Genomic DNA, 14455 nt, shown 5'->3' with positions numbered 1-14455 from the left:
TGATATGACATCAACTAGATCTTTATGCTCTTGCACCAGAAATACGAAAAAAAGACTGAACAAAATTACTTCTGCTCAGTCTTTACCCTTTTTCAGCCATTTTGAAAAAAAGCCCTTCTTTTACTCGTTACACCATATTGGATAATACAACGTTTTGCCTTAGTAATTCTTTCACCTGATGATCTGGTACAGGCTCATAAAAAAGATATCCTTGGCACTCGTCACAATTATTTTCTAGCAAGTAAGATAATTCTTCTTTGGTTTCAATTCCTTTAACAAGCACTGATCGTCCCAAATGATGCGCCAAAATAATCGTTGACAGGACGACCGCCTGATTTTTATGATTATATGGAATTTCATAGATAAAAGAACGATCTATATTATAGCGATCAATTGGATATTGAATAAGATGAGATAACACATGCTGGCTACTACCAAATTGATCAATTGCTATCTGGACTCCTACCTTTTTTAATTTTTGCAGGATTTGAACAGAGCGTTCGTGATTTGCCAGCATTTTCTCTGTTAATTCCAATTCCAAGTATTCAGGAGCAAGCCCTGTTTTCTTCAAAGTACTCTCTACGTTCTCTACAAAGTTACTCTTCCAAAACTGTCTATTGGATACATTGATAGAAATACGTACAGGTGGATATCCTTGAGCTTGCCACTTGGCTGCATGTTCACACGCCTTATTCAGTACCCATTCACTGATCCGAACGATAAATCCGGTCTGCTCAGCCAACGGGATAAACTCTTGAGGCATAATAATTCCCTTTACTGGATGCTTCCAGCGAATAAGTGCTTCCAACCCCACAATTCTCTGCGTATTACTACAAATTTTCGGTTGGTAATATAACAAAAATTCATCATGCTCTAGTGCACGATGCAGCTCTTCCTCCAAATAAAGACGTTCAAAATCAATATCATTCATAATGGAGGAGAATAGCCTGTACTGATTACCTTTGCCTTCTCTCGCATGGAACATTGCTGTATCAGCATGTCGGAGCAGGGTTTGTACATCTTCGCCATCATCTGGATAGAGTGATACTCCTAAATAAGTTGTTATATGTATTTCATGTCCTTTTATGATACAAGGCTGTTCAATAGCCTGAATAATCCGATCAGCAATAATCATTATTTCTTCCGTTACAATCTCAGGTAACAGTATAATAAATTCATTCCCATCTAAACGGGCTACCATATCATTTTCTCTAACGCATGCCTGTAACCGATGTCCAATTGTAATGAGCAGCATATCCCCAAAATCATGCCCTAAGGAATGATTTACACCCTGCACATTATCAATTTCCACAAACATTACCGCTAATTTTCCTCTGCTATCTGGTTGCCTCATCTGCTGGAGAACCACTTCCAACTGTTTTTCCAGAAGTCTTCGATTGGGCAAATCCGTTAACGCATCGTAATGAGCCATGTGGTACAACTGTTTTTCCAGGCTTTTTTCATCCGTGCAATTCCGAAATGACAATAAACCGGCATCTATCTTGCCAGCTTGAATAAATGGCACATAGGTTAGGTTAACATGCAAGGGACGATTGCTTTCTTGAAGTAATGTAATTTCCGTGTTGCCTGCTTTTCCTGCCATCAAATTATGTATAAGCTGTTCAACCTTTTCTTCTTCCTCTGCAATAACTAAGCTGGTAAACTTCCTCGATTGCCAATCCATTTTTTGCTCAGCACCCAATAATTGTTTCATCGCATCATTCATAGAGCTGGCCATACCTTTACCGTCAATGATCAAGTAAGGCTCTTCATTTTTTTCCCAGATTATCTTCTCTGCTTTTCTTTTCCCCCCAGCTGTTGTTTTTACTGTTCCCCCTGATTTATGAGCATTTCTTTTCCCGATGAAAAAACTAACCGCTATTGTTGTTATGCTCCCGATCAGAAAAGAGACGATGATGATCGAGTTAATCAAAAGCGAAGGCTCCTCCATTTCATTTCTCCCTCTATCGATTTCTTCTATCTTTTTCCACCATACCCTATCTTGATTTCCTAGAAAAGAGTCCTAATATCTAACTCATTATAGTGAAAATCATTATTTTTCCGTTCTTTCTTACTATATCAAATTGTAAAAATAACTTAAATCGACTGTTGTTTGTATATTCCATTTACATTACAGATAGTCTGAAACGCAAAAATGTGACAAGGTAATTATTGGTGGGTTTTCATTTCATATGAAATAATACCGGCTCTGATCCTACCACAGATATTGGCAGGTCAGAGCCGATAATCAGATACCTTTATTACCTAACAGTCATCAACTACCCACATGTTCCTTTTTACCAAAGAAATGCTTCAACGCCTTGTAAACCTCTCCCTTTTCACGTATGATGCTATGCATGAATTTGGGGTCTTTGATATGGCGATAGGCAGACATGAGGGTCGAGTGACGGTTGTATTGATTTACCTCGGCGTACTGAAACACATTACATCTTTCCATCAGCTCTTTTACCAGCTTGATACAACGGTCATTATCCGAAGTTAAATTATCACCATCTGATATATGACACGGATAAATATTGTATTGGCTACTTGGATAACGGGCATCGATAATCTCCAGTGCCTTCCGATAAGCAGAAGAACAGATCGTTCCCCCGCTCTCTCCCTTGGAAAAAAACGTATCCTCCATTACTTCTTTTGCTTCTGTATGGTGGGCGATAAAGACGATTTCCACCTTTTCATACTTGGTGCGCAGAAACCGCAGCATCCAGAAGAAGAAGCTCCTGGCGACATATTTTTCGAATACACCCATTGATCCGCTTGTATCCATCATAGCCAGAATAACAGCGTTAGAATGTGGCTTCACAATATCATCCCACGTTTTAAAGCGCAGATCATCATTGGAGATACCCAATTCCAACTCGTCGTACCCTGCAAGGCCATTGCGACGAACCGCAGCCAATAACGTACGTTTTTTATCAATATTTCCCATCAGACCTTTTTTACGTACATCATTAAACTGAATATCCTCCACAGTAATCTGTTGTTCATCTTTCTGTTCTAAATAGGGAAGCTCCAATTCAGCGAAAAGCATCTCTTGCAGTTCTTCCACAGTTATTTCTGCCTCATAGTAATCATTTCCCGGTTGATCGCCTGCTCCCTGCCCTTGCCCGGGAGCCCCTTTTGCTGGTTCGCTATCTCTTGCAACCACATCGCCTACTTTTGAATCGCCTTTACCCTGGCCCGTATGTTGCCCTTTTCCGAAGTTGTATCGAAAACGATATTCATCCAGAGAACGAATCGGTATCTTGATAACGTCCTTACCATTTGACATGATGATGGTCTCTTCACTCACCAAATCAGAGAGATTTTTTTTGATTGCCTCTTTTACCTTCTCCTGATGTCTGCTCTGATCCTGATGGCCTTTGCGATGAAGAGACCAATCCTCCCGGGAGACAACAAAGGATGATTGATCCATGTGATCATCCCCCTATCTGTTTAAAAGACTGCCAACATAACGAAGCAGTTCATTGGCGGAAATTGGCGTATATCCATGTTCTTCTACCAGCCTACGCGTCACTTCATTAATTTTTTTCAATTGATGTTCATCTGGAGTTTTGGTCGATGTAGTAATTTTGACTACATCCTTCAGATCAGCAAACAATTTTTTCTCAATCGCTTCCCGCAATCGATCATGGGTATTGTAATCAAAACGTTTTCCTTTTCTCGCATAAGCAGAAATTCTAATTAGAATCTCTTCACGGAAAGCACGTTTCGCATTTTCCGATATTCCAATCTGCTCCTCAATAGAACGCATCAGACGCTCATCGGGTTCCAGCTCTTCACCCGTCACCGGATCACGTAATCGATTAGAATTGCAATATGCCTCCACGTTATCCAAGTAATTATCCATCATCGTCTTGGCGGACTCTTCGTAGCTGTAAACAAATGCTTTTTGCACTTCTTTCTTGGCAATCTCATCATATTCCTTACGAGCAATCGAGATAAAATTCAAATACCGTTCCCGTTGATCCTTATTTATCGATGGATGCTGATCCAGCCCTTCCTTCAAGGCGCGAAGAATATCTAGGGCATTGATTGACTCCGTATCTCTGCGAATTAACGCGCTCGATATCCGGTTAATGACATACCGTGGATCAATCCCGAACATCCCTTCATCCACATGTTCATTACGTAATTCCTCAATATCTGCTCCCTTAAAGCCTTCTACTGTTTCACCATTGTACAGGCGCAATTTTTTCAGTAAATCAGTACCTTGTTTTTTTGATTCTTTCAATCTGGTTAAAATTGAGAAAATGGCGGAGGTATACAAAGCATGTGGTGCAATATGGACATGACCAAGATCAGATTGCTTGATCAATTTTCCATAAATTTTTTCCTCATCGCTTACACGAAGATTGTACGGGACAGGCATTACGATCATCCTTGATTGCAAGGCCTCATTCTTTTTGTTGCCAATAAAGGTTTTATACTCGGTTTCATTGGTATGAGCGATAATGAGCTCATCCGCAGAGATTAAGGCAAAACGTCCTGCCTTGAAGTTCCCTTCCTGAGTAAGTGAAAGCAGGTGCCAAAGGAACTTCTCATCGCACTTCAACATCTCCTGGAACTCCATTACGCCTCGGTTGGCTTTATTCAATTCCCCATCAAAGCGATAGGCTCTTGGATCTGACTCTGATCCGTATTTCGTTATTGTGGAAAAATCAATGGTACCGGTTAAATCGGCAATATCTTGAGACTTAGGGTCTGAAGGGCTAAACGTACCAATTCCCACACGCTTTGCCTCCGAGAAGAAAATTCTCGTCACAGGAAAATCTTCAATTCGTCCGGCATATTCCGTCTCCAGCCTCATGCGGTTAAAAGGTGTAAGTTCTCCTTCGATTCTGACTCCGAATTCTTTTTCAAAATCAGCTCGGAGCTCATGAGGAATTAGGTGTAACGGTTCTTCTTGCATTGGGCAGCCCTCTAACGCAAACACGGCTCCCTCATCAGTTCGTGAGTATTCCTCTAGGCCACGCTTAAGCATAGTAACGATAGTCGATTTCCCACCGCTCACAGGTCCCATTAACAATAAAATCCGCTTGCGTACATCCAATCTTCTCGCTGCCGAATGAAAATACTCTTCAACCAATCGTTCAACACTGCGATCTAAGCCATAAATTTCTCGCCCAAAAAACTTGTATTGCCTGCTTCCATCTTCATTTTCTTCGACTCCATGGCTTTTAATCATACTGTAGACACGTGAATGAGCCGTTTGTGCAATTTGGGGATTCTTGCGTACAAGCTCAAGATATTCAGCAAACGTGCCTCTCCACGTCAACTTTTCTTCACGGGCCCGGTGCTCTGCAATTCGTTTTATGATGTCCATGCAAGTCACTCCTCCCTCATTCAACCGTTTCTTCGCTCGACGTTGTTATCTCTACCAATATATGACCCGGCATTTTTAGGCATTCATCAAAGAAGCCAAACATGTGGGTAAAAATCACTTCTTCCCTATCAGTATGCAAGTCATGCCCACATGTTTCTTTTTTGTATGTACCAAAAAGCTAATAAAAACTCCTATTGAAGTCTTTTCGAAGAAGATGGTTCTTCTTTAGTGGATTTTTTTCAAGCGTATAAGGGAGCGAAATCCAGAAGTTATCCTTTCTGATACAGTAAGAAAACTTGGCTTTGCCACTCCTCTGGCGCAGGTAAAGTCTTAATTGCACTTAAGCAGATAGGAATTTTCATAAATTTCTATGTGTTAAACAAATCTGTCAACTTTCATTAGTTTTCAAAAATGGGCAAGCTCGGTTATAATGGAAGATACTACTGAATCGAAAGGAGTTCTCACACATGGGTTTATTTATAGTGACTGCCACTTTTATTACCTTCCTGTTCTTTATTTTGACAGCTGGTTATAACGAAGACAAAACATGGAACTTATAAAATCGGTACATTAGTTTCCATTCGCCTTTGTGCGTTCATTACTGTCTGAAAACATAAAACTTTCAATCAGACAAAAATGAATACAGCGCATCCCTCTAACGAAAAGGATGCGCTTCTTTTATTTTGATTATTTGGTTGATTCACATATCAATTCGCTCTCGACAACCATACTTATTTTGCGAAGACACCAGTACGTTCTGTTATCGCTTCATACAGTTCCTCAAACGTTCCTTTTTGGTCAATCTCATATATAGGTTCACCCTTGTCTGAGAGATAATTCGTGACCAGGAATGTTTTCATCCCAAGCTTGCTTGCAACCATGTCCTCTTGCATATTGTTACCTACCATAATTACTTCCTCAGGTTGTACTCCAAGCTCATCGCATACTTCCTGATAATAAGCTGGATTCGGTTTAGTAAAGTGAGATGTCTCATAAATGGTTACCCATTCAAAGTCCTCTGCAGTTAGTCCAATCCATTCCAGCCTGGCATAGATCGCATTTTTAGGAAATAAAGGATTAGTGGTAACGGCAACACGATATCCTTGTTCTTTTGCAGCTTCAACTAGTTTTTTACCCCAAGGGGAAGGTAGCGTCAGATAGGAAAGCGTAGGAAAAATTTCATTATAAAACGCATCAAATATTGGCCAAACCTCTTCTTTGTTTGCCCCGCTTATTTCAATAAAGCGTTCTATAAATACTTGTTCATTCGTCTTGTCCGTTTCCTGGCTAACAACTACAGCTTTGGTAGCATCCCAAATCCATGCTACTAGCTGCTTTGGTTCAAAACGGTCGCCCACAAACTTGGTTAATTCGAGCATATAATTATTTATAAACTCATCACCGTTCATCTCCAATAGTGTGCCATCCAGATCAAAAAAAATCGTCGTTGAGACTCCCATCTTGTTCTCTCCTCTTTCTTTTGCTATAAACCTACTTTAAACCGGGAAAACCGATTTGTCGAAGGGCTTCGAACGTAACAATCGCCGCACAATTAGACAGGTTTAATGACCGAGTAGCAGTGCCCATGGGAATACGAATAACCTGATCTTTCGGATAGTCCTGTAAAAGTTCTTCTGGAAGACCGCTTGTCTCTTTTCCCAGTACAATAAAGTCACCATCCTGAAAAGCAACATCACTGTAAGCTTTTTCCCCACTAGTCTCCACAAAGAAAAAGCGATGCTTATGACCAGCATGTACCTCTTCAAAATGAGCAAAGCTATCGTAATAAAACACATGAACAGCATGCCAATAATCCAAACCTGCTCGTTTCAATGCTTTATCATCTGTAGAAAAACCAAGTGGACGTATCAAATGCAGATGTACCCCTGTTGCTGCACAAGTTCTGGCTATATTTCCTGTGTTGGACGGGATTAACGGTTCGTGAAGCACAATATGTATAGACATAGACGTAAACTCTCCTTCAACTAACTAACAAGAATTAATTATAACAAGGATTTGCTTTGGTGGCGACCGTTCCCCACTCATAAGCAAATTGGGAAATAAGAAAGAAGATCGTCTTCTTCCTACCATAGTGGAGAAAATCAGCTTCTCTTTTCATACTTAGCTAAAAGTCTTCGCCCGCAAGTGGTTAGACTGTCCGCTCCGCCAATACGCTCTGTGTGAAAAGAGAAGCTGATTTCTCATATTTTTAGTTTTATTTGAGTTTTTTCTTTCCACTGCAAGCCCACTACATGAAAATTTTTATAAATTCTTATCTATCAAGTGAAAACGAACAGGATAAGAAAAGTAACCTCCCCTTTTCACTTTCCTGTTCGTTTTGCGCAGTATATATTATAAATGACTTCACGCTCTTATATGAAAAAATGCGTATTTCATTTGAGGGGTGTATGCTGTGGAATCTAAATATGCCCAGTTACGGTTAGCACTGTTATAGGTATGCGCATTAACAAGCGGCATGCCTTCTTCATCCTTGGCAACCACAATTGTATTATGCTGGAACCTTCCATCTCCGTCAAAATCATAGCAAATAATATCTCCTAAATCCAGCTCTTGCGGAGATTGTACCGCTTGAGCATAAAATGGTGCTCCGCCTGAAGCAAGTAAGTTTTTCAAGCTGTTGGCAATTGCCCAACTAAAGCTCCATCCTTCATTTCGATGTCGATACCACCAACCCTTGGCTCTACTATTGCTAAAGATCATAGGAATATTACCTGCAAACAAACATTGAGAAATAAAGTTCGTGCAATCATCTTTAAAATACGGGTAGGCTGGATTCGGTACTTCCCAAAATTGATTCGCGTAAGCAACTGCCGCTGCTCTGTCGTATCGCCCTGTCTGTGCTAAAGAGACAGTCCCTTCCGCCTCAATAGGATCGTTCTGAATCAAATGTAGTTTATGTTTATTGGCTGGCATTTTTTCAGGTAATCCCCATACATTAGCAAACTTCCAGTCTCCCATATCGCCTGACAGCAATTTTATCTCTACATGCTGTTCTGTTTCGTGAAAATGAAGGTCATTTGCCGCCTCTATTCGATAATAGAAGCGTCTAACAATGGTTCCCACCATTACGATCTCCATCCGACTAACTGCTGTATATGAGGGAAGCAGGACGGTGTAGAGAGCTTCTGGTTGCACACCTGCTGTCTGAAGTTCATTCCAATCCTTGCTCCATTCATCCAAACTGCTTTTAGCAGCTTCGCTCTCTTTATACAATGGAAAAAGTAGATCGGGAATGGAGTAATGGAGCGCTGCCTGGTCGATCTCAGCCACATATCGATCAATCTGTTCTTTCCATACTGGTACTCTCATGGGATGATCAATCTGATTAACCATAGTTTGATCAGATTGTTGCTGTAATGCTTCACCTGAGTCCGGTCTCATTTGCAGACCTCCTCCCTTACTTGGGAATTCTACCTTCCTATCTACGTAGTTCCTATAATCCACAAGGACAGGAAAGGTATTTCCTCACAAGTATATGGGAAGAGTGCTTGACCCATGAAAAAACTGGTGGATTCAGTTCATGTCACTTACTTCCTACAGGTATTACTCCTTCAAGTCCCAATAGATGCTCCTTAATTGATAAGCCGCCACCATAGCCGACCAAAGAGCCTCCTGCACCTATAACCCGGTGGCAAGGCACTATGATAGGAACTGGATTTTTGTTGTTGGCACCACCCACAGCACGCACCGCTTTTTCCGAACCAATAGCCTCTGCTACCTGTTTATACGAGCGTGTCTCACCATATGGAATTTGCAACAACGCATTCCACACTTTGCACTGAAATGGGGTTCCTTTTAAATCTAGTTGTATGTCGAATATTTTTTGTTTCCCTTCAAAAAACTGGGTTATCTGTTGATGCAACTCTTTATGTGCCTCAAGTGCCGGTTCTTCTTCCAGCGTATGCCCCCATTTTTGGCAGTACTTCCTTATCGCTTGCATATTGGACTCATCTTTTCCAAATTCCACCAAACAAAGACCTTTCTGACTAGTAACAATGGTTAAGGCTCCAATTGGCGAGTCAATAAAAGAGTATTGTAATACGCTCACGTCTATTCCTCCTTACTATCTGATAGCGATTCCTCAATAAGCTGAAGACTTTTCGTAATTTCAGCTCGTACGCTTTCTTCTTTTTCTCTGGCGCCTGCTTGAAGCAATGCATCTCTCGCTTCCTCTCCGCCAATTTTTCTTAATGACCAAGCTATGATACTACGCATATCTGGACGAGGATCTTCCTGTAATAGTTTAGCTAGTTCTGGAATTGACGACTTGTCCTTAAAGTGGGCAAGCGCTAATATTGCATTTCGTTGAATAGGTTTTTTCCCTCGCCAAGCAGCTGCTGTTGGACCAAATTTTTCTTTAAATTCCTTGTTTCCAATACGGAGAAGTGGGAGTAACAGTGGTTTTGCTAATTCCGGATCAGGAAGGGTTTCTGGATGATGAGTAAAGTGCATTCCTTTGTTTTTAGGGCAAATGGTTTGACAGGTATCGCACCCATATAATCGATTACCAATTTTTTCTCGGAATTCTTCTGGTATCTCTGTTTTCACCTGTGTTAAAAACCCCACACAACGTTGAGAATTAAGCTGCCCACCTTGTACAATCGCATTGGTTGGGCAAACATCAATGCATCGTGTACAATCACCACATTGATCCTCCATAGGTTGATCAGGTGGGAGTGGAAGAGTCGTAATTAATTCTCCTAAGTACACATAAGAGCCAAATTCAGGAGTAATTAACGATGTGTTTTTACCGATCCATCCTAAGCCAGCACGTTCGGCAACAGCACGATCTGAAAGGGCTCCAGTATCTACCATGGATTCCACTTTAGCTAATGGTTCTTGTTCCTGTATAAAAGTAGCAAGTTGTTGCAACTTCTCTCTCAAGATGTGATGATAATCTAGCCCCCATGCAGAACGTGCCATGATCCCCCTATAAGCTCCCGGCTCTGATTTAGGGAATCCAGTCATTTTGGATGGGTAGGCTATTGCAATTGCAATTAATGAGCGTGCACCTTCCAATGAAAGCTCTGGATAAACACGCTTATCAATGTCTGATTCCTCAAAACCTGATTCATATCCCTTTTCACGATGAACTAGCAGTCGTTCTTTCAATTCCAGAAAAGGATCTGCTGATGCAAATCCAATTTTATCGATCCCAATCTCTTTGGCGTATGCTTGAATCGATTCTTTTGTCTGTTGCCAGTACTGTTGATCTGAATGTGATCTCACCGTCTCTTAATCGCTCCTACAGCTAATTCATCGCAACGATTGTTCCACTCGTTATCCGCATGCCCTTTAACTTTTACATAAGTTACATCATGTTTTTCCATTAACTTCAGCAGCTCTTTCCACTGGTCCTGATTCTCGACAGGTTGATTCTTGCTGTTTTTCCACCCTTTTTTCAGCCAGCCCTTATACCACCCCTGTTGGAAACAGTTAACCAGGTATGCACTATCACTGTGTAACGTAACCTTACATGGTTCTTTTAAAATGGACAGTGCTTCAATCGCTGCCTGTAGCTCCATACGGTTATTCGTTGTATTCTCTGCATAGCCAGACATTTCTTTTTTATGTTCACCATAAAAGAGTACTGCTCCCCAACCACCTGGTCCAGGGTTACCAGAACATGCTCCATCTGTATATATCATGACATCTTTCATCATTAACTTGAGTTACCTCCTTGCTTTCTACAAACATTGTATAAAAAGATAAAGCTTTCTACAAAAAGCTTTTTTGTTCCAAACTTGTAATCCCCATGTTACGTGAATAAACAGGGAAACTCAATGTCTTTTCATGCCATTCTCAATCCTCCATATTCATTATCCAGTACCGAAGTTCAGCCTGATAATTGACATATGCTATACTTACTTACAGGATATTTGTGAAAGGAGAGAATAGATTTGACGATGGTAAAACTTGATTCATCTGTTAAAGAAAAAGCTTCTGAACTCTCGCTAGGCGTCATTCAATTTGCCAATCTCTCAATCTCTGACTCCCCCAAAATGATTAAGGGGCGCATTCAATTATTTATTGAAACACTTCGCCTTGAACATTCTACGGACAAGCTAACAAAAATTGCTGGAATTGAGCAATGGCGAAAAGCTTTCAAAAAGCTTGGTACAGATCCTAGCCGCTATCGTCCTTCATCTGAAGCACTATTGCGCCGCTTGTTACAAGGCAATTCCTTTCATTTTGTAAACAGTGCTGTAGATATTAATAATTTCCTATCAATTACTCATGCCTTTCCTTACGGGCTGTATGACCTTTCTCAAATAAATGGACCTGTTAATTGCAGAATCGGCACAGAAGCTGATAGCTATGATGGTTTAAACGGTAGAGAAGTACATATGGCTAACAAACTCGTTCTGTCAGACCAACAAGGTGCTTTTGGAAGTCCCATTGTTGATTCTACGAGAACCTGTGTAACAGAATCCAGCAAAGATCTTTTGCAAATTATTTTCTTTCCACCAGGAATTTCACTTAATGAACGCGATAAAATTGTTGGCTCAACCGCCCGTATGATGTCCGAAATCAACGGAGGAGAAGTAACTGGTACTGCATTAGTTCAGTAATTAAAATCGTTTTACATGTAAATAGCATTGCCATACTTTTGACCCGCACAATAATAAAAGATCATTCCTATTCACAAAAAAGAGACGAATCTTATCTGGCAGATTCGTCTCTTTTTTCTTCTCTTGGTTTACGATAAATAACATGCTCTAAAAGTAGAGATACAATAACTCCCACTAACAATCCATTACTAAATAAGAAACTAAACATAGGATACATCTCTACCCAAGCCCCAGGCGATAAAAACATCAACCCAATCCCCAGTAGAAGTGAACTACCAACGACAATGATATTTCGCTCATCGAAATCAAGTCGTTTTAAATCTCTCAGTCCAAATCCAAGAATCTGCGAGTAAGCAACAAACATAGCTGCATAAGCAACTGGTGTAGGCAGAGTGGCTAATAAATTAGAAATACTAGGAAAAATACCGATCAGCATCATTAATATCATTGCTATCATAAAAGGTAATCGGGAAGCTATTTTTGTCGTTTGCACGACTGCAGCTGCGAGCGTCAAAGGTATCATACCCACGACTCCAGAAAAACCCGACACAAAATGGGATACACCAGTAAAAATACCACCACGGTCGAATTCCTTACTTTCAGCTTTTTTATCAGTCGCTATCCCAATTACGGCAACACTCGTTATTAAATTAGTAAGAAGGATAAGCGAGGTTAAGACGCACGTCACAACGATTCCCAGATTCCAGTGAAAAGGTCCCCAGAAGAACAATTGCGGCATAGTTATTAGAGCAGTTGCCTCACGTACCGGCTGTGTCCAACCCAAAGCGGCATATAATGCCCATCCAGCTAACATCCCTATTAGTACCGCATAACTCGCCAATGCTTTTATTCTAAGACATACGAGAACAATCGTTATTATAGCGATTGATGCAAGTGCAATACCAGGTACAACGGTTGTCGAATTATTAATACCGACACCAAGCATACCACTAATAAAATTGGCTGCTAAGGATACAGCCAGAAGTACCATATAAGTTCCCGTTACTGCTGGGGTGAATAACCTTTGTAAACTACTTATTGATTTGGTCAAACCAAGAACTAGAAAAATAACACCAGATATTACCATTCCTAACTGGAAGGACTGCCCAATTTCCTGCGGTGCTAATCCCATTGAAACCCCAATTTGAGATAGTATGATAAAAATACTCCACCAGAGACCAGCAGGAGCTTCCATCATTGGATACCTATGCCCTATCCATACTTGAATAAATGATGCTACACCGATATAAAAAAGCGTCTGTTGAATAAACACTGCTGTAGCTGCTTCGGTAAGGCCATATGCTTCTCCAATTACAATTGGGACCGCTATACTCGAGGACAAGGTTACGATTAACCATTGTATGGATGCTAGAAGCGTTACTCTACCAGGAGGAGTTTGGTACAAACTATATTTCATCTTACATTTACCTTCTTTCAGGCATCTGTTCTATACCAATTATTTACCAAAATAAAAAGGAACCTTTTCTAATAGTTAGAATTATTCCTGCCTTGCTCAGCAGTTTATACGTTCTAATACAGTAAAAAAACTTTCCTTCAGTCGAAAGAAAGTTAGCTTATGTAATATGGTGCCGGTAGAGGGACTTGAACCCCCACGGTTTCCCTCGCGATTTTGAGTCGCGCGCGTCTGCCAATTCCGCCATACCGGCAAGTTATAAAATTATCTAAGCAGAAGTCTATCACAATTAATTATTGATTACAATAGTTTTCTACGAATATTATGGAGGAGGTACCCGGATTTGAACCGGGGATAAGGGTTTTGCAGACCCGTGCCTTACCACTTGGCTATACCTCCAGGCTATATGGAGCGGACGAAGGGTCTCGAACCCTCGACCTTCGCCTTGGCAAGGCGACGCTCTACCAATTGAGCTACGTCCGCAGAAAAAACAGGGGCGACCGATGGGAATCGAACCCACGAATGTCGGAACCACAATCCGATGCGTTAACCACTTCGCCACGATCGCCATAAAATTAATGGCAGGGGCAGCAGGAATCGAACCCACGCCAAAAGTTTTGGAGACTTTTGTTCTACCGTTAAACTATGCCCCTGCAATAAAGGTGGCTCGGGACGGAATCGAACCGCCGACACGAGGATTTTCAGTCCTCTGCTCTACCGACTGAGCTACCGAGCCATACTTTTTAAATTTTTACCGCCATTTATAAGAAAAATGGCGGAGCTGACGGGACTCGAACCCGCGACCTCCGGTGTGACAGACCGGCGTGAACTCCAACTTCACCACAGCTCCATTTTGGTTGCGGGGACAGGATTTGAACCTGCGACCTTCGGGTTATGAGCCCGACGAGCTACCGTGCTGCTCCACCCCGCGACAATAATTATAAAATTAAATGGTGGAGGCTGACGGGATCGAACCGCCGACCCTCTGCTTGTAAGGCAGATGCTCTCCCAGCTGAGCTAAGCCTCCAGATATCCTCGCAATCTAGCGAGAAACTAATTAAAAAATGGTGACCCGTAGGGGATTCGAACCCCTGTATGACA

At 41.3% G+C, this 14455-nt stretch carries 11 protein-coding genes and 9 tRNA genes; 1 reads left to right on the top strand and 19 read right to left on the bottom strand.

What is annotated here, in order from left to right; translation table 11 throughout:
* Window positions 1-127 precede the first annotated feature (127 nt).
* The 9 genes from LM917_RS16990 to rnhA form a co-directional block, all read right to left on the bottom strand.
* The gene (locus LM917_RS16990) at window positions 128-1951 is read right to left on the bottom strand and encodes a sensor domain-containing protein (protein ID WP_232698816.1); all 1824 of its coding nucleotides are present in this window, start codon (window positions 1949-1951) and stop codon (window positions 128-130) included.
* A gap of 324 nt (window positions 1952-2275) precedes the next feature.
* The gene (gene yhbH, locus LM917_RS16985; RefSeq protein WP_232698815.1) at window positions 2276-3436 is read right to left on the bottom strand and encodes a sporulation protein YhbH; all 1161 of its coding nucleotides are present in this window, start codon (window positions 3434-3436) and stop codon (window positions 2276-2278) included.
* Window positions 3437-3448: 12 nt separating this feature from the next.
* Window positions 3449-5347 carry a PrkA family serine protein kinase gene (gene prkA / locus LM917_RS16980; RefSeq protein WP_232698814.1) on the bottom strand — a complete coding sequence of 633 codons (1899 nt, stop codon included), beginning with the start codon at window positions 5345-5347 and terminating at the stop codon, window positions 3449-3451.
* Between the two features lie 731 nt (window positions 5348-6078).
* Entirely contained in the window at window positions 6079-6807 is a 729-nt protein-coding gene (locus LM917_RS16975; protein ID WP_232698813.1) for an HAD family hydrolase, read from the bottom strand.
* A 31-nt stretch (window positions 6808-6838) separates the two neighbouring features.
* A complete protein-coding gene (trmL, locus tag LM917_RS16970) occupies window positions 6839-7312 on the bottom strand; it encodes a tRNA (uridine(34)/cytosine(34)/5-carboxymethylaminomethyluridine(34)-2'-O)-methyltransferase TrmL (protein ID WP_232698812.1) in 474 nt (157 codons plus the stop codon).
* A 399-nt stretch (window positions 7313-7711) separates the two neighbouring features.
* Window positions 7712-8749, bottom strand: coding sequence for an amidase domain-containing protein (locus tag LM917_RS16965; protein ID WP_232698811.1), 1038 nt, complete (start codon window positions 8747-8749; stop codon window positions 7712-7714).
* 142 nt (window positions 8750-8891) lie between these two features.
* A complete protein-coding gene (locus LM917_RS16960; protein ID WP_232698810.1) occupies window positions 8892-9416 on the bottom strand; it encodes a methylated-DNA--[protein]-cysteine S-methyltransferase in 525 nt (174 codons plus the stop codon).
* Between the two features lie 2 nt (window positions 9417-9418).
* Entirely contained in the window at window positions 9419-10597 is a 1179-nt protein-coding gene (gene queG / locus LM917_RS16955; protein ID WP_232698808.1) for a tRNA epoxyqueuosine(34) reductase QueG, read from the bottom strand.
* Entirely contained in the window at window positions 10594-11028 is a 435-nt protein-coding gene (rnhA, locus tag LM917_RS16950) for a ribonuclease HI (RefSeq protein ID WP_232698907.1), read from the bottom strand. Before rnhA ends, queG begins: the two co-directional genes overlap by 4 nt.
* A 246-nt stretch (window positions 11029-11274) precedes the next feature.
* On the opposite strand from rnhA, the gene LM917_RS16945 reads away from it, so the two are divergent.
* Entirely contained in the window at window positions 11275-11940 is a 666-nt protein-coding gene (locus LM917_RS16945) for a B3/B4 domain-containing protein (RefSeq protein WP_232698905.1), read from the top strand.
* Window positions 11941-12031: 91 nt separating this feature from the next.
* On the opposite strand, the gene LM917_RS16940 is transcribed toward LM917_RS16945, so the two are convergent.
* From LM917_RS16940 to LM917_RS16895, 10 genes are all read right to left on the bottom strand, one after another.
* Window positions 12032-13357, bottom strand: a complete 1326-nt coding sequence (locus LM917_RS16940) for a purine/pyrimidine permease (protein ID WP_232698806.1) — start codon at window positions 13355-13357, stop codon at window positions 12032-12034.
* A gap of 167 nt (window positions 13358-13524) precedes the next feature.
* A tRNA-Leu gene (locus LM917_RS16935) sits at window positions 13525-13607 on the bottom strand.
* A 72-nt stretch (window positions 13608-13679) separates the two neighbouring features.
* Window positions 13680-13753 (bottom strand) — tRNA-Cys (locus LM917_RS16930).
* Between the two features lie 8 nt (window positions 13754-13761).
* Window positions 13762-13837, bottom strand: a tRNA-Gly gene (locus LM917_RS16925).
* A gap of 12 nt (window positions 13838-13849) precedes the next feature.
* Window positions 13850-13922: transfer RNA gene (locus tag LM917_RS16920), tRNA-His, on the bottom strand.
* 11 nt (window positions 13923-13933) lie between these two features.
* A tRNA-Trp gene (locus LM917_RS16915) sits at window positions 13934-14007 on the bottom strand.
* A 10-nt stretch (window positions 14008-14017) separates the two neighbouring features.
* A tRNA-Phe gene (locus LM917_RS16910) sits at window positions 14018-14090 on the bottom strand.
* Window positions 14091-14127: 37 nt separating this feature from the next.
* Window positions 14128-14204, bottom strand: a tRNA-Asp gene (locus tag LM917_RS16905).
* 4 nt (window positions 14205-14208) lie between these two features.
* A tRNA-Met gene (locus LM917_RS16900) sits at window positions 14209-14285 on the bottom strand.
* A 20-nt stretch (window positions 14286-14305) separates the two neighbouring features.
* A tRNA-Val gene (locus LM917_RS16895) sits at window positions 14306-14381 on the bottom strand.
* Between the last annotated feature and the right edge of the window lie 74 nt (window positions 14382-14455).

Source organism: Brevibacillus daliensis, from assembly GCF_021245735.1.
Taxonomy (GTDB): domain Bacteria; phylum Bacillota; class Bacilli; order Brevibacillales; family Brevibacillaceae; genus Brevibacillus_B; species Brevibacillus_B daliensis.
This window is presented reverse-complemented; position numbering and strand designations above follow the sequence as displayed.

What these genes read in the sequence shown, in the direction of transcription:
- prkA (WP_232698814.1), bottom strand. Translation starts at nt 5,347, where the DNA reads ATGGACATCATAAAACGAATTGCAGAGCACCGGGCCCGTGAAGAAAAG.
- yhbH (WP_232698815.1), bottom strand. Translation starts at nt 3,436, where the DNA reads ATGGATCAATCATCCTTTGTTGTCTCCCGGGAGGATTGGTCTCTTCAT.
- rnhA (WP_232698907.1), bottom strand. Translation starts at nt 11,028, where the DNA reads ATGAAAGATGTCATGATATATACAGATGGAGCATGTTCTGGTAACCCT.
- trmL (WP_232698812.1), bottom strand. Translation starts at nt 7,312, where the DNA reads ATGTCTATACATATTGTGCTTCACGAACCGTTAATCCCGTCCAACACA.
- LM917_RS16975 (WP_232698813.1), bottom strand. Translation starts at nt 6,807, where the DNA reads ATGGGAGTCTCAACGACGATTTTTTTTGATCTGGATGGCACACTATTG.
- LM917_RS16990 (WP_232698816.1), bottom strand. Translation starts at nt 1,951, where the DNA reads ATGGAGGAGCCTTCGCTTTTGATTAACTCGATCATCATCGTCTCTTTT.
- LM917_RS16965 (WP_232698811.1), bottom strand. Translation starts at nt 8,749, where the DNA reads ATGAGACCGGACTCAGGTGAAGCATTACAGCAACAATCTGATCAAACT.
- LM917_RS16940 (WP_232698806.1), bottom strand. Translation starts at nt 13,357, where the DNA reads ATGAAATATAGTTTGTACCAAACTCCTCCTGGTAGAGTAACGCTTCTA.
- LM917_RS16945 (WP_232698905.1), top strand. Translation starts at nt 11,275, where the DNA reads ATGGTAAAACTTGATTCATCTGTTAAAGAAAAAGCTTCTGAACTCTCG.